This window comes from Prochlorococcus sp. MIT 1318 (genome assembly GCF_047304505.1).
GTDB classification, from domain to species: Bacteria; Cyanobacteriota; Cyanobacteriia; order PCC-6307; family Cyanobiaceae; genus Prochlorococcus; species Prochlorococcus marinus_D.
The window spans coordinates 731,155-752,891 of record NZ_CP138958.1; the positions used below are offsets into that span (position 1 = coordinate 731,155).

Sequence of the window (21,737 nt, forward strand, 5' to 3'; positions counted from 1 at the left end):
CTCAGTCAGGGCAAGCTACTACAAGGTTTTTCAGCTGATGGCGATCCTGACGATGATTAGGGATGTCACAAGCAGGGCTCCACCGATGAGGAGCAGGCGAGTGTTGGCGTTGCTGCTGCCTTTTTCAGCTATCACTTCCATACGGGGTTCTCTTGCAAAGGCGTTGAGTCGACCACCCTCTTCCTCGGTGACTTGCATGTAACACTTACAACTCGGCGGACCCTATGGACAGGATTGCTTGCAGGAACTTTTCCGTTACGTTCCTTCATAATTGTTTGGTCTTGGCTTCCGTAATAATCCCTGTTGTCGGTGAGCTTGGCGAGGCTGCGGTGCGTTCGGGTAGGCGACCTGATCTGTAAGCCTGCCTACCGGCCTGAATTGCCCAGCGCATTGCTTCGGCCATGGTGATTGGATCTCCGGCTAAGGCAATTGCGCTGTTAACCAGCACTGCGTCGGCACCCATTTCCAAGGCCTGTGCAGCTTCACTGGGGACACCGATGCCAGCATCCACAACGACTGGCACTCGGGCGTTTTCAATGATTAGGGAGATGTTGGCGGCATTCCTCAGACCTTGACCTGATCCAATCGGTGAGCCCAGTGGCATGACCGTCGCACAGCCCACCTCTTCAAGGCGCTTAGCCAAGAGGGGATCGGCATTGATGTATGGCAAGACCTCGAAGCCTTCTTTTACCAATTGTTCAGCGGCCTCAAGGGTGCCGAAAGGGTCAGGTAGGAGGTGGCGGCTGTCGGGGATGACTTCGAGCTTGACGAACTTGTTGTCCTCCTGGCCTGCCAGTTTGGCGAGTTCGCGGCCGAGTCGGGCTATACGAATGGCTTCCTCTGCAGTTGCACAGCCAGCGGTGTTGGGCAGCATCCATATTTTTGACCAGTCGATGGCTTCGATCAGGCCGGAGTGGCCTGATGCCCTTGTCTGTACACGGCGGACTGCAACCGTCACCATTTCGCATCCTGAAGAGCGCAGACTCTCTTGCATCACTTTTAGGCTTGGGTACTTCCCTGTGCCTGCAAAAAGTCGGCTGTGGAAGTTGCGTTTGCCGATTGTGAGTAGGTCAGGTGAGGAGTGCGTCAGAACCATTGGCGCTGTTGAGGTTGTTGGAACGTCATCGCGGAGTGTCCCGGTTGAGCCGATTGGCCTTAGCTTGTGCCCATCATCATGTTTTTCCATGCCCATCCTGCTCGCCATGGATCTCTCGATTGACAGTGAGGTTCCCTTCGAGCTCACTATGCCCTTGGATTCCTCTCAATTGGCTGTGCCGCTGGTCGTGGAGGGCTCTGTTCAGAGATTTGATCCGGTAGCGCGTGCCGTTGATCTTGCTGAGACAATGCCACGCCAGTGGTGTGGCACTTACAAGTCTTTTGGAGATGGCTCCAATGTTGATGTGAACTTGGATCTGTCCAAGCTCACACCGATTGGTCAGATCATTGATCTGCGTGGAGAGATGCGTCTTGGCAGCGTTACAACTCCTGTGCAGGGAAACTTGAATGCCAAGTCAGATCAGCTGGAGTTGCTACCCCTTTCAGATCAGTTGATTCCTGGAGTGGAGCCAGGTGGTTTTTTTATCGGCCTTCAGGAGTTAACAATGGTGGGTTGGCAGGTACCTCGTCTTACCAATACGGGCGGCATGCTCGACTTAAACAGCTCCTGTTCAGTACAGGCATCAGAACCCTTATCAGAACCCTTGCCCATCCGCGGGCTCTGGTGAGTTTGTTGGTTGTGTTTTTGCCAATCGCTTGAGGTTTTTGCGCGCTGTCTTGTTCTTGGGATCCAGGCTGAGCACCTTTTGATACAGCTCGTAGGCCTCAGCATCTTGCTCAAGGCGCTCTTTAGCAAAGGCAAGGTTGTTGAGTGCTACGGGGTAGTCAGCCTTGGCTTTTAGGGCTGACTGGTAGTGACTAACTGCAGATGAATAGTCTGTTTGAGCCGCGAGTGCAAACCCAAGGGCATTTTCGATCAGAGCTTTGGCTTCATCTGGTTCACCAGTCAGTTGCTTCAAGGCCTTGCGAAGGGAGGCTATGGCCTGGGGATAGAGCCTTTTACGCAGCTGTACAGATGCCAGTTCATAGAGTTTGGATGCCTCTTTGGAAGAGCCCGCTCCACTTTTTTCAAGTCGGATCAGTGCCCGTTCGTCGCGTTGAGTCTTGAAAACTTGACTGCCCACGATGACAGCCACGATTGCGAGCAAACCGATTAGGCCAATTAGGTAGGTTTGCGTTTCTGGCAGGAAGGCGCTCATGGTTTAGGGGCAGTTCTTAGTGATGAGTTGGCATTTGCAGTCAAATCGAGGAAGTAGTCGAATTGACTTTGAACTTTTAACATCTGCTTTTCTGGTTGAAAAACCATTTTCCCAATGGCTCAAAGAGTTTGCTCTGCAGGTTCATCGATATTGAGTTAGGCACTTGCGGGAAATTTGCGCTTGGTTAGAGATCAGCACTGAGGGGTTAGAGGCTTCCAACCATCTTTTCAAAGTAGCTCCCACCATTTGATGGTTTGATATCTTCTCAGACGAGAACGAGTCTTTGCTGGACTAGCAGATTAGGTATAGGACGTTCTGCGTGCATCAGCACGTCAGATTCATTGCTCTCGAGCATGAGAGAGACGTAGAGGAGGGTCTTAGTCCTGCTTGTGTGTTTTGGACCCATCGCTGCAAATCCCTTGGCTTCAGAACATCAGCCGACTTCTAGCTCCTATTGCAGTACCTCCTCTGATCGGCACATTCATGGTTGTTCTCTGCTTTTTTGAGATCAATTGCTGCTGAACGGGCTTGCTCAGTTCAGCAGAGTGATCACAGTCTTTGTGGCTGCATGTCTGAAGTGTGGGTAGGCCATTGAGATTTTGCCTGAGCTTGTGGGTTGCAGGCCTCAGTGGTTGAAATCAGTCAATTTTTCGGTTCATCGGCTGCGAAGGCAAAGCCGGAGCAAGCCGATAAGCGAAGACCGCGCTCTCTTACATGCAGGAGTATTGCCCACATTGGCTTGGAGCGGTCAGCGCAACGGCAAGCCTTGGAGTCAGGTTTAAGGTTTGCTCAGCTATCAAGCCAGAACTGATTTTGATGTCTTGATGATTTTTTAGCTTTGATGGATTGGATGATCCTCAAAAGCAATAGACGGTAGAGAAAAACAAGCCACTATCAAGAGTTCAAGATGCTCTGGTCATTAAACAGAGATGAAAGTTTTTTGGCTAGGCATCCAGAAAGATCTTCAGATTGGAGTTTCTGTTGACTATGTGTATTGATAAGCCAAAAAGTGAATCAGCTCTTGGCGGAGGTAACCACGCTCGTGAAACTTTTTGGATCCATGACTGCCAGTTGGGCCAACATTTTCCGATTGATGCGTACGTCGGCTTTTTTAAGGCCACCAATCAGGCGGCTGTAGCTGACTCCATTGATCCGAGCGGCTGCATTAATGCGAGCAATCCAGAGACGACGAAAATCACGTTTGCGCCGCCGCCGATCGCGATAGGCATTGCAAAGAGCCTTCATGACCCGCTGATTGGCTGTGCGGAAGAGGCTTCCATTGCTGCCTTGAAAGCCGCGGGCTAGTCGAAGAATTTTGTTGCGGCGTTTGCGGGCAACGTTGCCTCTTTTGACGCGGGCCATGGTTTAAGAAATCAAGAAGGGAATGAAATCAGATCAGAGCTTGTTTAAGACCTGTTAGTTGAGCTTGGTCTTTAGGCGTAAGGGAGCATCAGACGCACATTCTCCGCATCACGTTCATCTACAACGGCTTTGGTGGCGAGATGGCGCTTTAATTTCGGGCTTTTGTGGTCCAGTAGGTGATTGCGAAATGCACGACGGCGCATGAATTTGCCAGTGACAGTTGCCTTGAACCGCTTGGCAGCAGCTTTGCGGGTCTTGAGCTTAGGCATCTCTGACGGTCTGCGCACAAACGACAACCATACGATCAAGACCTGCCAGAAGCCAAATTTCGCATGATGGGTGTTTGCCGAGGGGAAGCATTGGCCAAGACTTTTCATCGTTCGCTGATTCGCTCAAAGCAAGTCATGAGTGGCGCCCTGGTCTTGCTTGGTGTGTGCACGGTGGGCTGTGACGCCCAAGAGGTGATTCCACCAGTTGGTTCTGTTGGTATGCCTACTCATCAGGCGGTACAAGCTCCGCCGGTTCCTATGTCAGGTAGGTCTTTGTTGTGGGTAGCTTTGCAGCCTTATTTGGGGCAGGGCACGACGTCTAGTCGCTCAGCTCCATCATTACGTTTGATCAGTGCTGGGCATCAGCCCTTATTGCTCAAAGATGCGCGCGGTGATGTGGAGCGGGCTCCAGTTATCACAATCACCTGGCAGTTGGTAGCTCTCGAGGAGCCCCTGCAGTTGTCACGTCAGGTGGCTGGTCCATTCGCCAGTTTCGAGTCGGCGGAGCAGGTTGCATCGCAGTGGCGAGAGCTGGGCGTTGCGGCCGTGGTTGCTCATCCAAGCGAATGGGAAGTGTGGGCACCGCAAGGCGTACAACCTCTCCCAGGTGTGGACATTCGTCTTTGGCAGGGCATCGTCTCTACAGCTGTTCAGCCTGTGATTCAGGGGGATAGTGGTGATCGCAGCTTGGTGGGTCCGATTCAGATTGATGCGCCTGATGGCCTCAGTTGGAAGGGTGGGGTGTATTTGGGGCCGTTTCAACTGCAGGTTGATGCCTACGGAAGCTGGACTTTGGTGGAACATGTGCCCCTGGAGAGGTATCTGGAAGGAGTGGTGCCCCATGAGATTGGAGCGGGCGCTCCATCAGCAGCCTTAGCTGCTCAGACGGTGTTGGCTAGGACCTGGGCGCTTGCCAATAGCCATCGGTTTGCCCTTGATGGATACCATCTGTGCAGTGACACTCAGTGCCAGGTTTATAGCGATCCAAGGCAGGCCAGTTTTGGTGTCCGCCAGGCGATTGTGAGCACTGCTGGCAAGGTGTTGAGCTGGAAGGAGCAACCGATCAATGCTGTGTATCACGCCAGCAATGGTGGTGTGATGGCCGCTGGTTCTGAAGCTTGGTCCATGGAGTCTGTTCCATACCTAAGGGCTCAGTTGGATGGATCCGTTGGATGGGTAGATCGCTTCCTTTTGCCACTCACAGAACGAGTGGTCGTGAAGTCATTGCTGGATAATGCCGATGGTGCTTATGGCCAGGGTCATCCCCGTTTTCGTTGGACCCGTACTTTGACTGCTGAACAGTTGCAACAAGCTTTGCGTTTGGTGGCGCCTAGCTTGTCAATGCCCCAGCGATTGACTGTTCTTGAACGGGGTCCAAGTGGTCGGGTCTTGTCTTTGGAGATAAGTGATGAAGGCCATCAGCCCTCTGTGGTGCTTCGATTAGACGGTATTCGGCGTCATTTGCGTCAGTTACCAAGCACTCTCTTCGTGGTTGAGGAAGTTGGTGTCGGAGTTTGGCAACTTTCTGGCGGTGGTTTTGGCCATGGGGCTGGGCTTTCACAAGCCGGAGCAGTTGATCTGGCCCGTCGGGGCTGGACAACTGAACAGATTCTTAGTCATTACTACCCAGGAACGACCTATGGACCTTTGCCTGAGATGAAGGATGCCCCTTAGAGTCCCTGGACTTCGCGTCTATGCATGGCCGCCGCCGCTGTCATTGGGGATCATCGACGCGGCAAGACAGCCCTGTTTTTGATTGCTTGCGGTTGGGCTGGTGCCGCACCCCACCTTTGGTTGGAAGTAGGTAGAAGTCTTTTGCCTGCAATTACGCTGGCTTTTGTCTTGGGAGGGTATGGCCTGCGCACGGTTTTGCGCGATAGGCAACACTCGTCTGCCAATGCCAATGAAATAGGGCTTGAGCCCTCTGCTGAGTATGTCTGGCCCAGCGTTGATGTTTTGGTCGCTGCCAGGGATGAGGAAGCTGTGGTTGATCGGTTGGTGGAACGTCTTGCGGGTCTGAACTATCCCAAGGACAAGCTGTCTACTTGGATCATTGATGATGGTAGTCAGGACCGAACGCCAGCTCTACTGGATGAGTTGCAGGAGCAGTTTCCTTCTTTAAACGTGATTCATCGTCCTTCTGGAGCAGGCGGCGGAAAGTCTGGAGCTCTTAATGCAGCACTCCAGCAGCTTCAGGGTGAATGGCTCTTGATTCTTGATGCTGATGCCCAGTTGCAGGATGACCTGCTCCAGCGTCTGGTGTTCTTTGCCCAACAGGGTGGGTGGTCTGCTGTGCAGTTGCGGAAGGCGGTGATCAACTCTCAGCACAATCTGCTCACCAGGGTTCAGGCGATGGAGATGGCTATGGATGCCTTGATTCAACAAGGACGCTTAGCGGGGGGAGGCGTGGTTGAGCTGCGTGGAAATGGCCAGTTGATTCAACGCTCCACGCTGGAGGCTTGTGGGGGATTCAATGAAAATACGGTCACAGATGATCTTGATCTGAGTTTCCGTTTACTTACAGCTGGAGCTTTGGTCGGGATTGTCTGGAACCCTCCAGTGCAGGAGGAGGCAGTGGAGAGCTTGTCAGCTCTTTGGAGACAACGGCAACGTTGGGCGGAGGGTGGATTGCAGCGATTTTTTGACTACTGGCCAGTCTTGATGTCCAGCAAGTTAACTCTTGCTCAGCGTCGTGATTTGGCTTGTTTTTTCCTCCTTCAATATGCCCTCCCAGTGGTGTCTTTCGCTGATCTGTTCACCACATTGTTGACACGCACTATCCCAACCTATTGGCCCCTTTCGATCGTGGCCTTCAGCATTTCAGGGATGGCTTACTGGCGCGGTTGTAGGAGCATCAGTGATGGGCCTGCTTTGCCATCGCCAACCCCGTGGAATCTTGTGGTGGCGATTACTTATTTATCTCACTGGTTTGTGGTCATCCCTTGGGTCACAGTACGGATGGCACTGTTCCCGAAGAGTTTGGTGTGGGCCAAGACCAGTCATCATGGCCAACAGCCTGTTCAGGTTTGAATGTTTAAAGGTCCACGTCCAGCACTTTGCCGTTGAAGAAGTCAGCTAGTCGCTTTGCTTTGCTGTCGATGGGTTCTACAGAGGAAGTGGGCTGAGTCGTAGGAGAATCCTCCTCTAGAGGCTTTTGCTGGTCTGTGATGGCGGCGCTGGTTGCAGGATCTGGGGGATAAGCGCCTGTAGAGCTGGATTGAACTTGTTGTTGTGGTGATGGTTCAGCAGTGGAAGCGGATGTGTTTGGTGTTGGTGTCGCACCCGTTTCTTGTGGGCTTGGCATTGGTGTGGCACTTCCGCTTTGGCTTTCGAGAACAAGCTGTCTGGAATTTCCCAGGGCTTTTGCTATTGCTTGTTCCAGGAGGGTTGCACGGCTTTGCACCATTCCCATCCAGTTGCCGGCAACTTGAACCACGGCGCGATTGTCATCAAGGCGCACTAGCTGGGCTTGCTGAGAGAGCAACATGCGTGTGGAAGGTAACTCCAAACTGCCAAGTATTTGTTGCCATAACTCCTGCAGATTGCCGATAGGGGTTCTCTGGGCTGGAGCTGGGGGTGGATCGGGTTTTGCGTTTGGGGTGATTGCTGAGACTGGATCGTGGGTCGTCGTTGATCCAGAAGGGGGTTGTTGGATTTGTGTTGTCGGGGTCAATGCGTTGGCAGTGATCGCCTGCGCAGCTGGGGTTATTGGTTGAGGTGTCTTTGTTATTGGCACTGCGGTTACAGCTTCACTGGAAGGTGGTTCGGCCAGCAGACCCAGCAGAAGCACTTCAAGCCAGAGACGGGGTTGAACGCTGTGACGTAGCTGACTTTCGCTTCCTTTGAGTTGGATCTGCCATTGCAAAAGCTGTTGACGACCTATTTGGCTGGCTAGGGGCGGCAATTGATTGCGGAATTGTGGAGAAACACTTGTGAGTTCAGGGCGATCGGGTGCGGCAGTCATGAGCACCAAATCTCGCAACACCGCTGCCAGCCCTTGCAGAAGTGCACCTGGATCACGGCCTCGATTCAGCAGGTTTCGGCAGGTTTCCAATAAGCAGAGTGGATCGGCTTGGGCCAAGGCTGCGGCTAGTTTCAGCAGCTCTTGCTCTGGCACGGCTCCCATCAACTCCCATACAGCTTCTGCTTTGATGGGCCCTGGAAGCAGGCTGAGCTGATCAAGCAGGCTTTCCGCATCTCGAAGCCCTCCCTGGGCTCGCTGGGCTACCACATGCAGGGCTTCGGGCTCAATCGGAATGGCTTCACGAGTGGCGATCATCTCTAGGTGTTTTTCAAGCGCTTCCAGTGGAATCCGCCTGAAATCAAAACGCTGACAACGGCTGAGGATGGTCGGCAGCACTCGCTGTGGATCGGTTGTTGCTAGTACGAACACCACCCGTGGCGGTGGTTCTTCAAGGGTCTTCAGTAGGGCATTGAAGGCGGCGGTTGAGAGCATGTGGCATTCGTCCACCACATAAACCTTCCATCGGGCTTGTACCGGGGCAAAGCGGGAGCGTTCGATCAGTTCGCGAATGTTGTCTACGCCGGTGTTGGAGGCGGCGTCGATTTCGATCACGTCTAGTGCTGTGCCGGCGGCAATGCTTTTGCAGAGCTCACAGTTTCCGCATGGCTCGGGTGTTGGCTGGTCGCAGTTCAAGCAATTGAGTGATCGGGCCAGGATGCGAGCACTGGAGGTTTTACCAGTGCCTCGTGGACCGCTGAATAGATAGGCCGGTGCGATCCGGCTGCTGCGCAAGGCATGAATGAGGGTCGCGGCGATCGCGTCCTGCCCCACCAGGGCATCGAAACGCTGTGGTCGATATTTGTGATGCAGCGGCTGGTAGGCCTGGCTCATGCGCTGCTGGCGGGATGTTGAGGTTACTCAGGCTTGGCTTTTGGTTCGTCGAGCAATGCAGTGATGCGGGCTTCTAGATCTTCTATTGCTGCTAGTTCATCGGCAAGGGTCTGACCTTTTAACAGCAAAGAACGGCTGCGGGAGTTGTGGTGATCGATCAAGTTGTTGTCTGGTTCGCCATGAAGCCATCCCTCTGCTTGCTCCAGTGTTGCTTCCAGTTTGTTGAGTAAGTTCACGCGCAGACTTTTCAGTTGAGCTACTGCTTGCCTTGCACGCTCCCGCGAGGTTTCATCCACCATTCCTCGCCGAAGGAGTAGTGATAATCCTGTCAGTAGGGCAGCAGGGATGATTTGACCCAGTGCCAGCGCTCCTAGGCTGCTGGTTTGCATCCAGTCCTCGACCTGGCTGCTTCGATGTCGCCCGGTTTTGCACCAGTTGGCAAAGTGCTCACAATTATTGAAAAGTAGGTTGTAGCGCTGCTCTCCAATGCGACTCATCGCTCGTCTCAGGGTCACGCCTGAGGGAGAGGCCTGGGTGTGATTCACCACGTTCACAGTTGCACCGCGAGAGAAGTCTTCAAGGGAGCTGCGCAGGATTGACCGACCTTCTAGATAGTGGGCCACGCTGCCATCTCCAAGATCAATTCCGTGATGCAAAAAAAGTCCGTGCTGGCGGGGCACCTTGAGGTGGTCAGCCGTCGCCACTGGATCAGGCTGATTCCTGATGCGATCGCTCGTCGTTGGCTGGTAGAGGCAGCACCTTGCCGCCGGTATGTTCATCAACCATCGTGCGGGTCACGGTGAATTTCTTCACGTTCTTCTTGGAGGGAAGGTCGTACATCAAATCCAGCATTAACTCTTCGATGATGCCTCGTAGTGCTCGGGCCCCGGTCTTGCGCCGATGTGCTTCCTGGGCGATAGCTTCTACGGCATCTGATTCAAACTCAAGCTGCACGTTGTCCATGCTCAGCAGGGTGCTGAATTGCTTGACCAGTGCGTCACGAGGCTCCGTGAGAATCGATTCGAGTGCTTGTGAATCAAGTGGTTCAAGCACTGCACTCACGGGAATGCGGCCAATGAATTCAGGGATCAAGCCATAACGCACGAGGTCGTCGGCTTCAAGGTGGTGAAGCACCTGTGAGGCCTGTAGATCACGATTGGCCCGGCTGCGTCCTCGACCATCGCTGGGCATAAAGCCGATGGCATTACGGCCTAGTCGCCGTTGCACCACATCTTCGAGGCCAATGAAGGCACCACCGCAGATGAAGAGGATCTGGCTGGTGTCGATTTGGATGCAGTCTTGATAGGGGTGTTTACGCCCTCCTTGGGGCGGCACGTTGGCCACTGTGCCTTCGAGCATCTTTAGCAGGGCTTGCTGTACTCCTTCACCGGATACGTCGCGGGTAATGGAGGGGTTTTCACTTTTTCGGGCGATCTTATCGATCTCATCGACGTAAATGATGCCGCGCTGAGCATGCTCCACGTCCATGTCGGCTTTTTGCAATAGCCGCAGCAAAATGTTTTCGACATCCTCGCCCACGTAGCCGGCTTCGGTCAGTGTGGTTGCATCAGCAACGGCGAAGGGCACGTCCAGGAGTTCGGCCAGGGTCTGAGCTAATAGGGTTTTGCCACAGCCTGTTGGACCGATGAGCAGGATGTTTGACTTGTGGAGCCTGGTTGCAGATAGATCGGTTTCGCCTTGGCCGTCACCTTGCCAAGCCAGACGTTTGTAGTGGTTATAGACGGCGACTGAAAGTACTTTTTTGGCAGCTTCTTGCCCCACCACTTGCTTATCTAGGAAGTTTTTGATCTCCTGAGGTTTGGGTATTGTGGCGAGTGTGGGTGCTGGCTTTCCACTTTTATGGGAAGCAGTTGCAGACTTGCGATTTGACTCGCTGCTATGACGTGGGTTGCCTTGGCTATCGACAAGTTCTTCATCCAGGATCTCGGTGCAGAGATCGATGCATTCGTCGCAGATGTAGACACCTGGCCCGGCAATCAATTTGCGTACTTGGTCCTGAGACTTGCCGCAGAAAGAGCACTTTAGATGGGCGTCGAATTTGGCCATCGGGCTGTGATCACTTCAAACGGGCAGACAGGATCTGACGAATGTTGGCCAGCCTGAACGCTCAGGATCGTGTCAGATAAGGGTTGCGTCACCCTTCCGTAACGATTCCACCGCCTGTGAGGCTATCCACAACCCGATCGATCAGTCCGTATTCAACCGCTTTTGCTGGAGAAAGGAAGTGGTCGCGGTCAGTGTCTTCAGCGATTTTGTTGAGGGGTTGGCCAGTGTGTTCGGCGAGAAGGCCGTTGAGGGTTTCTTTTAAGAAGAGGATCTCCTTGGCCTGGATTTCGATGTCTACTGCTTGGCCCTGGGCACCACCCAGGGGCTGATGAATCATGATCCGTGCATTGGGTAGTGCCATTCGCTTGCCTTTGGTACCTCCGCAGAGAAGGAAAGCCCCCATGCTGGCAGCAAGGCCATAACAGATGGTCACGACGTCTGGAGCGACCTGCTGCATGGTGTCATAGATAGCCAAACCAGCGGTCACTGAACCACCTGGGGAGTTGATATAGATCTGGATGTCCTTTTCGGGATCTTCGGCTTCAAGGAAGAGCATCTGAGCAACGAGGGCATCTGCCACTTGATCGTCGACACCAGTGCCAAGAAAAATGATTCGCTCACGTAGCAAGCGTGAGTAAATGTCGAATGCGCGTTCTCCCCGGCCCGACTGTTCCACCACTGTGGGCAGGATCCCTGGTGATGAGACAGGACGAATGCCCGGCCAGCAATTGTGGATGGGGTGGTAGCAGCAGGAATTGATCACTCGTTTGGGCTTGAGGGGAGCACTTTTATCAATCTATTGGTGCTATTCAGGACTTGGTTTTGTCCGAGGCAGGTTTTTCAGTCTTGGCTTTGTTGGTCTTGGTTTTTGTGGATTTAGTTTTGCTGCCTTTGGATTTTGCAGCGGGCTTACTGGTTTTTGCCTCGCTTTCAAGCACCTTTTCGGTAATGGTGTTGTTGTTTTCGAGCCAGTCCAGCAATTTGTCTTTGAGTAAGTCGTCGCTAACAGCTTGACGCAACCTTGCCGGGTCAATATCGCGTTCGCCAGAAAGCTCGCGGCTTACTTCCTTGACCTTGGCGCTGATTTCACTCTCTTCTATTTTGAGATCTTCGCTTTCAGCTAGTGCAGTGAGGGCAAGACTGCGACGTAGGCGCTCTTCGGCTTCTGGGCGTGATGATTCCATCAAGGAACGCACAAGCTCTGGGGTGAACATTGATTTCACGTCCATCCCCTGTTGGGCGAATTGACTGGCAGTTTGTTCAACAAGGTTGCGTATCTCTTGCTGCACAAGGGTGTTTGGTAGATCTACTTCCAGCTGCTCAGTCAATGCTTCCAGCAGTGCGTCGTGACGATTGCTGCGATCACGACGCTTTGCGTCTTCCTGAAGACGTTGTTCTAGATCGTTGCGAAGTTCTTGCAGAGTTGCTTTGTCACTGGACTGCTGGGCGAAAGCATCGTCAAGATCAGGTAACTCTCGGGTTTTGAGTTCTTTGAGGTTGATTACAAAGCTGGCTTTACGGCCGCGAGCATCTTCTTTTGAGTAATCGTCTGGGAAGTGGCAATCAACAGTTTTCTCATCGCCCAAGTTCATACCGATAATCCCTTCCACGAAGCCAGGGATCATTTGTCCATCTTCAAGATCGACATCCATGGACTCACTACTTCCGCCTTCAATTGCGCTGCCGTCGTCGTCGTAGGTGCCGCTGAAACTAACCACAGCGATATCGCCGATTGCTGCTGGGCGACTTTCGACGGGTACAAGGGTGGCTAGTTGTTTGCGGGATTGTTCGATCAATTCATCGACCTTGCTGGGATCGAAAGTCACCACTTCTGCTTCGGCTTGGAGTCCTTTGGTGGCTTTAAGTTTTGGGGTTGGGGTGACGTCTGTCTCAAGGGTGAGGGTCAGTGCCTCGCTGGGCTGAAAGCTTTCAAGAAGAGCGTCAAAGCCGCCACTGAGTTCGGGTTCGCAAAGTGGCTCGATTGATTCTTGTTCGAGGACTTCACGCCAGACAGCATCAACGAGCGATTCTAAGGCTGTTGCACGGATTCTTACCGGGCCGATCTGTTGCAGCAGAACGGCACGCGGAACCTTCCCCTTGCGGAAGCCTGGAAGATTGATGGTGCGACTTAAGCGGGTGACAGCGGCCTCATAGTTGGCCAGGCAGCGCTCTGCTGGTACCGCTACTTCGACAGCAAGTCGGCTATTGGGTTTCTGCGTGGTTTTGACCTGTAGTGCTGTGGCACTCATGGACGGACGACTGCGAGCAGAAGACCACCCTAAGAAAGCGGTAGGTCTTCTCTCAACACGTATTGTGGTCTCAACGTCTTGCCTGATTGAGGCTCTAGGGCTTTATCCCAGCTGGGCTCAATTTTTTATTGAGATCGAACCCCTGAACTCAGTCAACAACCTGATCTCATCGCTTGCTTCCCATATCGTTTTTTCCCGATCGTCCCCTCACAGTTGCTGTGCTTGGTGCCAGTGGCGCAGTGGGTCAGGAGCTGCTGCAGCTGCTGCAGGAACGCTCGTTTCCCATTAGTGAGTTGCGCTTATTGGCATCTGCGCGTTCTGCGGGCCATGTTCAACCTTGGAATGGCTCCAGCCTCGTCGTTCAGGAGGTGAGCGCAGCTGCTTTTGAGGGGGTTGATTTGGTGCTGGCCTCAGCTGGTGGATCCGTATCGCGTCAGTGGCGGCAAGTGATCAACTCAGCCGGTGCGCTGATGATTGACAACTCCAGTGCCTTCAGGATGGATGCCGACGTGCCACTCGTGGTGCCAGAGGTCAATCCTGAGGCGGTTGCAGAGCATCAGGGGGTGATTGCAAATCCGAATTGCACCACGATTTTGTTAACTCTGGTGCTGGCACCTTTGGCTGCAAGACGTGCTTTGCGTCGCGTTGTTGTCAGCACCTATCAGTCGGCGAGTGGTGCAGGTGCACGCGCTATGGAGGAGCTAAAGCAGCTCACTCAGGTTGTATTAGCGGGCGACACCCCTTGTAGTGAAGTGCTTCCTCATTCCCTTGCCTTCAACTTGTTCCTGCACAACTCTCCATTGATGGCCAATAGCTATTGCGAGGAGGAAATGAAAATGGTCAATGAAACGCGCAAAATTATGGGCCTTCCTGATTTGCGCTTTACCGCAACTTGTGTTCGGGTGCCTGTACTTAGAGCCCATTCGGAGGCTGTGAATATTGAGTTTGACGAGTCTTTTCCAGTGGAAGAAGCTCGCCAATTGCTGAAGGTGGCAGCGGGGCTCGAGTTAATCGAAGATTTTGAGCAGAATCGCTTTCCCATGCCTACCGATGTCACTGATCGCGATCCGGTTGCAGTGGGTCGCATTCGGCAGGACATCAGTGATCCCAATTCTCTCGAGCTTTGGCTATGCGGGGATCAGATCCGTAAAGGTGCTGCTCTAAATGCGATCCAAATTGCAGAATTGTTGTTGTCGTCATCATGAGCTCTGCTGCTGAGTTGTCTCCAACTCCTTTTGGCCGTTTGCTGACGGCCATGGTCACACCTTTTGACGCTGATGGATGCGTTGATCTGGCTTTGGCTGGTCGTCTTGCTCGCTATCTCGTAGATGAGGGATCTGATGGGCTGGTTGTCTGCGGCACGACTGGGGAATCGCCCACTCTCAGCTGGCAGGAGCAACATCAATTGCTTGGGGTGGTCCGTCAGGCAGTGGGGCCAGGCGTGAAGGTTCTTGCCGGTACTGGTAGCAATAGCACCGCTGAAGCGATAGAGGCCACCACTCAGGCAGCTGCGGTGGGTGCTGATGGGGCATTGGTGGTTGTTCCTTATTACAACAAGCCTCCGCAGGAAGGTCTTGAAGCCCATTTCAGGGCTATTGCCCAGGCTGCCCCTGAGTTGCCGCTGATGCTCTACAACATTCCTGGGCGGACTGGCTGCTCGCTTGCTCCAGCAACAGTTGCAAGGTTGATGGAATGTCCGAATGTGGTGAGTTTCAAAGCCGCTAGTGGCACCACGGATGAAGTGACGCAGTTGAGGTTGCAGTGTGGTTCAAAACTGGCTGTTTACAGCGGCGACGATGGCTTGCTTTTGCCCATGATGTCGGTGGGGGCTGTTGGGGTGGTGAGTGTCGCAAGTCACCTTGTAGGTCGTCGGCTTAAGGCGATGATTGAGGCCTATCTCAATGGTCAGGGTGCTCTTGCCCTCAGTTATCACGAGCAGTTGCAACCTTTATTCAAGGCTCTATTTGTCACCACCAATCCGATTCCTGTTAAAGCAGCCCTCGAGCTCAGCGGTTGGCCGGTCGGACCCCCCCGCCTCCCTTTGCTTCCCCTTGATCCCGTTATGCGAGATGCTCTTTCAAACACCTTGACTGCCTTGTGTCAGACCTGACGCCACGGCTGTTTCCCACATTGATTGCTTGACGCTTTAGCTTTTCGCCATGAGCGCTCGCTTCATTTCAGTCCCCAAATAGTTTTCGTACGCTTTTGTCATGACGTCCAGTTCCACCATTTCCAGATCCACTTCTTCTAGAGACGGTAAAGCCAAAGAGCCCTGCTTACGAGTGATTCCCCTTGGTGGGCTCCATGAGATTGGCAAGAACACCTGCGTGTTCGAGTACGGCGACGACATCATGATGGTGGATGCTGGCCTGGCATTCCCCAGTGATGGAATGCATGGCGTCAATGTGGTGATGCCAGACACCAGTTATCTACGCGAGAACCAAAAGCGCATCCGCGGCATGATCGTGACCCATGGTCATGAAGATCATATTGGTGGGATTCCTCATCACCTCAAGCACTTCAATATTCCAGTGATCTATGGCCCGCGTCTGGCCATGTCAATGCTCCAGGGAAAGATGGAAGAGGCTGGTGTTACAGATCGCACCACGATCCAGACCGTGAGTCCAAGAGATGTTGTCAAGGTTGGACAACATTTTTCGGTGGAATTTATCCGCAATACTCACTCGATGGCAGATAGCTTTTCGCTTGCCATCACCACTCCTGTTGGCTCGGTGATCTTCACAGGAGACTTCAAGTTTGACCATACTCCTGTGGATGGTGAAAATTTTGATATGGCTCGCCTTGCACATCACGGCGAGCAAGGTGTTTTGTGTTTGTTCAGTGATTCAACCAATGCTGAGGTGCCTGGCTTCTGCCCACCTGAGCGATCGGTATTTCCTGCTTTAGATCGCCATATTGCTCAAGCTGATGGTCGAGTGATTATTACAACTTTTGCGAGCTCTATTCACCGCGTTTCAATGATTTTGGAGCTGGCCTTAAAGAACGGACGCAAAGTTGGTTTGCTTGGGCGATCGATGCTCAATGTGATCGCTAAGGCGCGTGAACTCGGCTATATGCGTGCACCTGATGATCTGTTCGTACCGATCAAACAGATTCGTGATATGCCTGATCGCGAGACTCTGTTGTTGATGACAGGGAGTCAGGGCGAACCGTTGGCTGCGTTAAGTCGCATCTCACGCGGAGAACATCAACATGTGCAGGTCAAGAATACTGACACGATTATCTTTTCGGCGAGTCCGATTCCGGGTAATACGATCTCAGTTGTTAATACCATTGACCGCTTGATGATGCTGGGAGCCAAGGTGGTCTATGGCAAGGGAGAGGGTATCCATGTGTCTGGGCATGGCTTCCAGGAGGATCACAAGTTGATGCTGGCTTTAACAAAGCCAAAGTTTTTTGTGCCAGTACATGGTGAGCATCGCATGCTTATTTGCCACAGTAAGACTGCGCAGTCGATGGGCGTAGCTAGCGAAAATATTTTGATTCTTGATAATGGTGATGTCGTTCAACTTTCAGCTGATTCGATTAGTAAAGGAGACTCAGTAAAAGCAGGAATTGAACTTCTTGATGCTTCTCGCAATGGCATTGTTGATGCTCGTGTTTTGAAAGAGCGCCAGCAACTTGCTGAAGATGGTGTTGTCACTGTGCTGGCTGCAATCAGTACCGATGGAGTGATGGTTGCACCGCCAAGAGTGAACTTGCGAGGTGTCGTGACCGCTGCTGACCCCCGCAAGATGTCGATTTGGACTGAACGGGAAATAAGCTGGGTGTTGGAAAACCGCTGGAAGCAGTTTTCTCGTCAAACGGATGGCAAAACTCCTGAAGTGGATTGGATGGGTTTGCAGCGAGAAGTGGAAGTGGGCTTGGGTCGTCGTATGCGTCGTGAGTTACAAGTTGAGCCTTTGCTTCTGTGCCTAGTGCAGCCGGCACCAGGCGGAACACCTGCTTATAAGGGTATGGCTGATGCTGAACCTGAGGATCGATCGGTGACCCGCATTCGTGGCGATCGTGATCTGGCTAGTAACGGGCGCCGAACTCCAGCTGCGGCTCCTGTCAAGGTTGCGGCAGCTGTGTCAGCAAGGTCGGCTACTAAGACGGTTTCTGATCAAGCCAATGTCAAGACTCAATCTGAACCTGAGTCAGCAGAGATGCCTTCTGGTCGCACACGCCGCCGTCGCTCAGCTGTTGCCTAAGGCAAGACCCTTTGGCTGGTTTGCATTGACGCAGTTTTGGCTCTGACTAGACCCTGGTGATTCAGTTGGCGTTGCTTAGAGCAACGCTTTGGTCAGCTTCTGCTTTGAAAAGTTGTCGGTAGGCAGCCGTGGAGATGCAAGCTGCTAATGGAGCTGCGCCCAACAGCCCAACAAAACAGAGCAGTGTTCCGACCGTCAAGATCAGGAGTTGGAAGAGGGCAAGTAGGGCCACCATCAACCAGGATGGATTGACAACCTGCCAGCCGCGCTGGATTGTTGCTATTGGGCCAAGCTCTTCTAGTAAAGCGATCCAGGGAAGAAAAATTTGATTAATACTCAGAATGACCCCAAAAATTGCAATAATAATCACTGGTATGAACATCACAATCTGATTAATGATTGCCAGGCCACCTGCAAGCAGGCCGCCAGTAATGATGAGCAGAAATAATAAGAATCCAAAAACTAATTGCCTGGTAAATAGGCGTAAATAAGCACTACCATCCCAGCGGATGAAATCAGCAAAATTAGGGCGTTGGCCGTTGAGTACCATCCAGGACCCTCGAATCATTCCTGTCAAGCCCCAAAGGTTGACAATTGCATTGCCAAGGATTGAGCAGACGATAATGATTATCGTGCCATTATTTATAGGGTTGTTCTCATTAACTAGAAGGCTGCCTATTGCTTGAAAGCCTAAGCTCAATGCACCGATAAGTAGAGTGAAGACAATAAATTCTCGGGGAGATTTACGGAAGCCATCCCAACCATCTTTGATTGCTTTGATGACTTCAAGCTTGGAGTTAAGCACTTCGTTTGTTTTGGGGACTTCGGCAGACTTATTGATGGATTTAATTGCAGATTTTTTTGCTTTATTGTCTATTTTTGCTTGAGGTGGTTGCGTTTCTGCTCCTGTGCGCGGCACCATCACCCGCATGATCGAGTTTTTGAGTAGGTCTTGTGCAATATCAGCTGGCAAGTCTTCTGGAAGATTGTCTTGTATATTGCCGTTGTCTTCATGCTCACTTGTAATCAGAGCAATTTCTGATTGTGATTTGGAGATCTCAAAGCCGTCATTGCTATCATTAGGCTCCTTATATTCAACGATGGCGACATCGACGGTTTTTGCGTCTGATTGGATCTCTTTGGATTCAGAGTTTGGTCCGATCTCAATTTCTCTGTTTGATTCTGGGTTTTGTTGTTGCTTGATTACGCTGACTTCGCGATTTTTTGTATCCTGAGGCTCTGCCTTTTCTTCCTCAATGAATGACTCTGATGAGTTGACATTTTGCTCAATGATTTGTGATTTTATTGACTGATTTTTTCCCCCTGATTTTTGAACCGATTCTTGATCGCTGCTCTTGTTATTAAAATGTTCTTTAGCTGCTTGGGTTGATTCCTTTGACGTTGAATTACCATCATTATCAGTTGTTGATTTGAGCCAAGTTGGTGTTGTTGTTTGCGTATTTGTTGCGCTGATGATTGTGTGCTCTTGAGAAAGGAATGGATCACGAATGAGATCTGTTGATTGCTGGCGATTGGCATCCTTTGCGATTGCTTCTGCCGGGTCTTGATGTTGAAGAAATACCGGTAATTCTGCTCCATTGGCTTGGGTGTTGATCGCTGTATCTGCCTTCAGGAATGGGTCGCGAAGCAGTTCAGGTAGCAGCGCGCTTGTGCTGGCCTCCGTTTGCAAGGCTTGTGAAGCTTCTTGTTGTTCAAATGCTGAGCCAGCCTCTCTCGCTTCTGCTTGTGTTGTTGCTGGTTGCCGTTGTAATTCGCCTTGGCATCGTTCTAAGCCTTGTTCGGCGAGTTCTTTCAAAGTGTCTTGTGGTTGGCTATCTAGAACCAGGTTGTAGTGGTGTTTGGCTTGTTGGATATCGTTCATTCCGTAGAGCAGGACGTGGCCCATTAGCAGTGCAACAAAGGCCCGCCAGGCCAGCATTGCTTCTTGCTCAGGGCCTTTCTGATGCAGCTCTAGTTGGCCTAGCAGGCGTTCACAGATTGATTGAGCTGCTTCGTAATTTCCTGCCCCATAGGCCTTCTCGGCGGCCAGGTACTGCTGTTGGAAGTCGCCGTCCACCGGAGTCAGTCGTGATGTTCTAGTTGTACCGAGTTTCGCTGCCATTGGACTTTCCAGCCCTGCGCGAGGTGTAGAGAGCCAGGTGGTTTTCCCGGGGCAATGCTTTGGCTGATCTGTTCAAGTTGGACTGCTGGCAGACTTGGTGCTCCTGATCGCTTTAGCCAATAGGCCAACAGAGTTGTTCTTGCTGTGATCGGTAGTTGGCCCAGGTCCTTACGACAGAGGCCGCTTTGCTTGCTGAGGTTGTTTAGAGCCAGCATGGCGATGGCTTGCTGGTCTGCATGGTGATGGTTGAGCCTTTCGGCGAGAGCGGCCATGCGCAGGCTGCAGCCCGGATGCAGCGATTCCAGTACTGGTAGCACTTCTTGGCGGATTCGGTTGCGGCTGAAGTCTGGATTGGAATTGGCAGGATCAAGCCAGATAGGTAAGGACAGCTCGCTGCAAATCAGGGCGGTGTCCTTACGCGAGAACCCCAGCAAAGGGCGTATGAGCTGCACGTTTTTGTGAGGATTGTCTTTGCTGATCGGCCTGCATTGGCGCATGCTGCTCAGTCCAGCGAGGTCCGTACCACGGGCAAGGTTGAGTAGCAAGGTTTCAGCTCGATCAGAACTGGTGTGGCCTGTGAGCACATACCGGCATGGATGGTTTGGGTTGTTGGATGACAAGCGTTCTGCGTGAAGCGTCAGTTGTTCATATCGCCAATGTCGCGCTTTGGCTTCGTTGTTGGTTTGTTCAGGTTTGGCTTGATCAGACCAGAAGCTCAAGTTGTGTGATTCACACCAATTCTTGAGTTGAGTTGCGATCGTTGCCGATTGTTCATGCCAGTTGTGGTCGCCATGCCACACCTCTAAAGACCAGCCATGTTTTCGTTGGAGATCGATCAATAGGCCAAGCAGGGCCATCGAATCTTGACCGCCGGACACGGCGATCAATAGTGAGACTTCTGCTGGCAGTAGATCTGGATTCGCTAGCAGTTTGTGATGCAGACGCGCGTGCCAGGCGCTCCAGGGCAGCTGCGCTGAGCTGGATGAGGCCATAGCGCAGTGGTCATTCAGCTGAGGCCAGTCTGCCGTGCAGGTGCCTGGCAAATGGGAGTATGGATCTACAGATCGTTGATGAAATGACCCGCCTCGCTCACTTGTCAACACACTTGCGTCAGCGTCTCGAGCAGCGCTCGGCCCTCAAGGTGATCGCTGGTTTGATGAATTTCGAGGCCCTCTCGGTGGCGCAGGTGGCGCGGGCTGCTGGCCACGGTGGCGCTGATTTGATTGATGTGGCTTGTGATCCAGAGCTGGTGCAACTGGCGATCCGGGAATCCGCTGGAGTTCCGGTTTGTGTGTCAGCGGTGGACCCTGAGCTGTTCCCTGCAGCTGTTGCAGTTGGTGCTGCCATGGTGGAAATTGGAAATTTCGATGCTTTTTATCCTCAGGGCCGGATCTTTGGTGCCGCCGAAGTCTTGGAGCTGACTCGTTTAACCAGGGTGTTGTTGCCTGAGGTGGTGTTGAGTGTGACCGTGCCCCATGTGTTGCCGATGGATCAGCAGGAGCAACTAGCAGTGGATCTGGTTGCTGCCGGTGCCGATCTGATTCAGACGGAGGGCGGCACGAGCGCTAAGCCATTTAGTGCTGGAAGTCTTGGCTTGATTGAGAAAGCTGCTCCAACTTTGGCTGCTGCACACAGCATTTTTAGCGCACTGAAGGCTGCTGATCGGGTAGTTCCTGTGCTTTGTGCTTCTGGTTTATCGGCAGTGACGGTGCCCATGGCTATTGCTGCTGGTGCTGCTGGTGTCGGTGTTGGATCGGCGGTTAACCGTCTCAATGATGAGCTGGCAATGATTGCTGTTGTGCGGGGCTTGCGTGAAGCTCTCAGTACGCCCAAATCTGCAGTAATTCACTAGCGTTAATTACTCTTTAGTCAGCTGCTTTGCGTAGGTTGTTTTAAATGCTGGAATCGCTCGGCTGGTTGTTGCAATGGCCCATTCGGGCCCTCATTTTGTTATTGGTTGCTGCGTTGCCCCTTGGCATTGAGATGGCCAATTTCAGCACAGCTTTGTGGTCGGCCGTGATGATTGGCCTATTGGGTACGTTGTTGATCGTGCCTCTCAAGTTGCTGTTGGGTCCATTCTGGGCACTTACGTCCTTGGGGGGGCTGATCTGGCCAGTGTCGTTTTTGTTCAACTGGTTGATCACGGTCTTTTTATTTGCTTTGGCAGCCTGGCTGATTAATGGTTTTCGGCTCAAGAACGGTTTGCTTAGTGCCATCTGCGGCGCTGTCTTTTACAGCGTTGTGAGCACGATTGTGTTGTCATCTCTCGGCATCGCTGATGTTGAGTTCATGAGAGCTGCTTTGCTTTCAGCCTGAGAGTTCAAGGCATTGGTTAGAAGGTCAT

Annotated in this window: 20 protein-coding genes; 8 read left to right on the forward strand and 12 right to left on the reverse strand. The window is 52.4% G+C overall.

Features of this window, described 5'->3' with window-relative positions; genetic code table 11:
• Positions 1–30: 30 nt before the first annotated feature.
• On the reverse strand, positions 31–198 hold the full coding sequence (gene psb34 / locus SIB66_RS03755; RefSeq protein ID WP_011129430.1) for a photosystem II assembly protein Psb34: 168 nt from the start codon (positions 196–198) through the stop codon (positions 31–33).
• A 67-nt stretch (positions 199–265) separates the two neighbouring features.
• Positions 266–1,096 (reverse strand): thiazole synthase, encoded by an 831-nt coding sequence (locus SIB66_RS03760; RefSeq protein WP_063421960.1) that lies wholly within the window; start codon positions 1,094–1,096, stop codon positions 266–268.
• 88 nt (positions 1,097–1,184) lie between these two features.
• On the opposite strand from SIB66_RS03760, the gene SIB66_RS03765 reads away from it, so the two are divergent.
• Positions 1,185–1,724: a hypothetical protein gene (locus tag SIB66_RS03765; protein WP_063406020.1), complete on the forward strand. Its 540-nt coding sequence runs from the start codon at positions 1,185–1,187 to the stop codon at positions 1,722–1,724.
• Here SIB66_RS03765 and SIB66_RS03770 read toward each other — a convergent pair.
• The 3 genes from SIB66_RS03770 to rpmI form a co-directional block, all read right to left on the reverse strand.
• Complete coding sequence (locus tag SIB66_RS03770) at positions 1,692–2,255, reverse strand: tetratricopeptide repeat protein (protein ID WP_063404293.1); 564 nt, start codon at positions 2,253–2,255, stop codon at positions 1,692–1,694. The two genes, SIB66_RS03765 and SIB66_RS03770, sit on opposite strands and share 33 nt — an antisense overlap.
• Positions 2,256–3,269: 1,014 nt before the next feature.
• Positions 3,270–3,617: a 50S ribosomal protein L20 gene (gene rplT / locus SIB66_RS03775; protein ID WP_011129434.1), complete on the reverse strand. Its 348-nt coding sequence runs from the start codon at positions 3,615–3,617 to the stop codon at positions 3,270–3,272.
• 71 nt (positions 3,618–3,688) lie between these two features.
• The gene (gene rpmI / locus SIB66_RS03780) at positions 3,689–3,886 is read right to left on the reverse strand and encodes a 50S ribosomal protein L35 (RefSeq protein ID WP_011129435.1); all 198 of its coding nucleotides are present in this window, start codon (positions 3,884–3,886) and stop codon (positions 3,689–3,691) included.
• Between the two features lie 63 nt (positions 3,887–3,949).
• On the opposite strand from rpmI, the gene SIB66_RS03785 reads away from it, so the two are divergent.
• Together SIB66_RS03785 and SIB66_RS03790 are read left to right on the forward strand one after the other, a co-directional pair.
• Positions 3,950–5,560: a SpoIID/LytB domain-containing protein gene (locus SIB66_RS03785; RefSeq protein WP_236070170.1), complete on the forward strand. Its 1,611-nt coding sequence runs from the start codon at positions 3,950–3,952 to the stop codon at positions 5,558–5,560.
• Positions 5,561–5,584: 24 nt separating this feature from the next.
• Positions 5,585–6,916 carry a glycosyltransferase gene (locus SIB66_RS03790; RefSeq protein WP_063406017.1) on the forward strand — a complete coding sequence of 444 codons (1,332 nt, stop codon included), beginning with the start codon at positions 5,585–5,587 and terminating at the stop codon, positions 6,914–6,916.
• Positions 6,917–6,920: 4 nt separating this feature from the next.
• Here the strand turns inward: SIB66_RS03790 and SIB66_RS03795 are convergent, their stop codons facing one another.
• The 5 genes from SIB66_RS03795 to tig form a co-directional block, all read right to left on the reverse strand.
• Positions 6,921–8,741, reverse strand: coding sequence for a DNA polymerase III subunit gamma/tau (locus SIB66_RS03795; protein WP_063406016.1), 1,821 nt, complete (start codon positions 8,739–8,741; stop codon positions 6,921–6,923).
• 23 nt (positions 8,742–8,764) lie between these two features.
• Positions 8,765–9,445: a lecithin retinol acyltransferase family protein gene (locus tag SIB66_RS03800; RefSeq protein WP_063406015.1), complete on the reverse strand. Its 681-nt coding sequence runs from the start codon at positions 9,443–9,445 to the stop codon at positions 8,765–8,767.
• 4 nt (positions 9,446–9,449) lie between these two features.
• On the reverse strand, positions 9,450–10,808 hold the full coding sequence (clpX, locus tag SIB66_RS03805) for an ATP-dependent protease ATP-binding subunit ClpX (protein ID WP_063406014.1): 1,359 nt from the start codon (positions 10,806–10,808) through the stop codon (positions 9,450–9,452).
• 88 nt (positions 10,809–10,896) lie between these two features.
• Positions 10,897–11,571 (reverse strand): ATP-dependent Clp endopeptidase proteolytic subunit ClpP, encoded by a 675-nt coding sequence (gene clpP, locus SIB66_RS03810; protein ID WP_063406013.1) that lies wholly within the window; start codon positions 11,569–11,571, stop codon positions 10,897–10,899.
• 46 nt (positions 11,572–11,617) lie between these two features.
• The gene (gene tig / locus SIB66_RS03815) at positions 11,618–13,057 is read right to left on the reverse strand and encodes a trigger factor (RefSeq protein ID WP_063421776.1); all 1,440 of its coding nucleotides are present in this window, start codon (positions 13,055–13,057) and stop codon (positions 11,618–11,620) included.
• Between the two features lie 173 nt (positions 13,058–13,230).
• Here tig and SIB66_RS03820 point away from each other — a divergent pair, with 173 nt between their 5' ends.
• The 3 genes from SIB66_RS03820 (at position 13,231) to SIB66_RS03830 (ending at position 17,271) form a co-directional block, all read left to right on the forward strand.
• The gene (locus tag SIB66_RS03820; RefSeq protein ID WP_063406011.1) at positions 13,231–14,262 is read left to right on the forward strand and encodes an aspartate-semialdehyde dehydrogenase; all 1,032 of its coding nucleotides are present in this window, start codon (positions 13,231–13,233) and stop codon (positions 14,260–14,262) included.
• A complete protein-coding gene (gene dapA, locus SIB66_RS03825) occupies positions 14,259–15,167 on the forward strand; it encodes a 4-hydroxy-tetrahydrodipicolinate synthase (protein WP_063406010.1) in 909 nt (302 codons plus the stop codon). Before SIB66_RS03820 ends, dapA begins: the two co-directional genes overlap by 4 nt.
• Before the next feature lie 100 nt (positions 15,168–15,267).
• Positions 15,268–17,271, forward strand: coding sequence for a ribonuclease J (locus SIB66_RS03830; RefSeq protein WP_063406009.1), 2,004 nt, complete (start codon positions 15,268–15,270; stop codon positions 17,269–17,271).
• Between the two features lie 61 nt (positions 17,272–17,332).
• Here the strand turns inward: SIB66_RS03830 and SIB66_RS03835 are convergent, their stop codons facing one another.
• Both SIB66_RS03835 and tilS read right to left on the reverse strand, forming a co-directional pair.
• Positions 17,333–19,393: a hypothetical protein gene (locus SIB66_RS03835; protein WP_413681391.1), complete on the reverse strand. Its 2,061-nt coding sequence runs from the start codon at positions 19,391–19,393 to the stop codon at positions 17,333–17,335.
• A complete protein-coding gene (tilS, locus tag SIB66_RS03840; protein ID WP_063406049.1) occupies positions 19,354–20,385 on the reverse strand; it encodes a tRNA lysidine(34) synthetase TilS in 1,032 nt (343 codons plus the stop codon). The genes SIB66_RS03835 and tilS overlap by 40 nt, the downstream gene beginning before the upstream one ends.
• Positions 20,386–20,468: 83 nt before the next feature.
• Here tilS and SIB66_RS03845 point away from each other — a divergent pair, with 83 nt between their 5' ends.
• Positions 20,469–21,245: a DUF561 domain-containing protein gene (locus SIB66_RS03845; protein ID WP_063406048.1), complete on the forward strand. Its 777-nt coding sequence runs from the start codon at positions 20,469–20,471 to the stop codon at positions 21,243–21,245.
• A gap of 44 nt (positions 21,246–21,289) precedes the next feature.
• Positions 21,290–21,709 carry a phage holin family protein gene (locus tag SIB66_RS03850; RefSeq protein ID WP_063406008.1) on the forward strand — a complete coding sequence of 140 codons (420 nt, stop codon included), beginning with the start codon at positions 21,290–21,292 and terminating at the stop codon, positions 21,707–21,709.
• Positions 21,710–21,737: the final 28 nt, after the last annotated feature.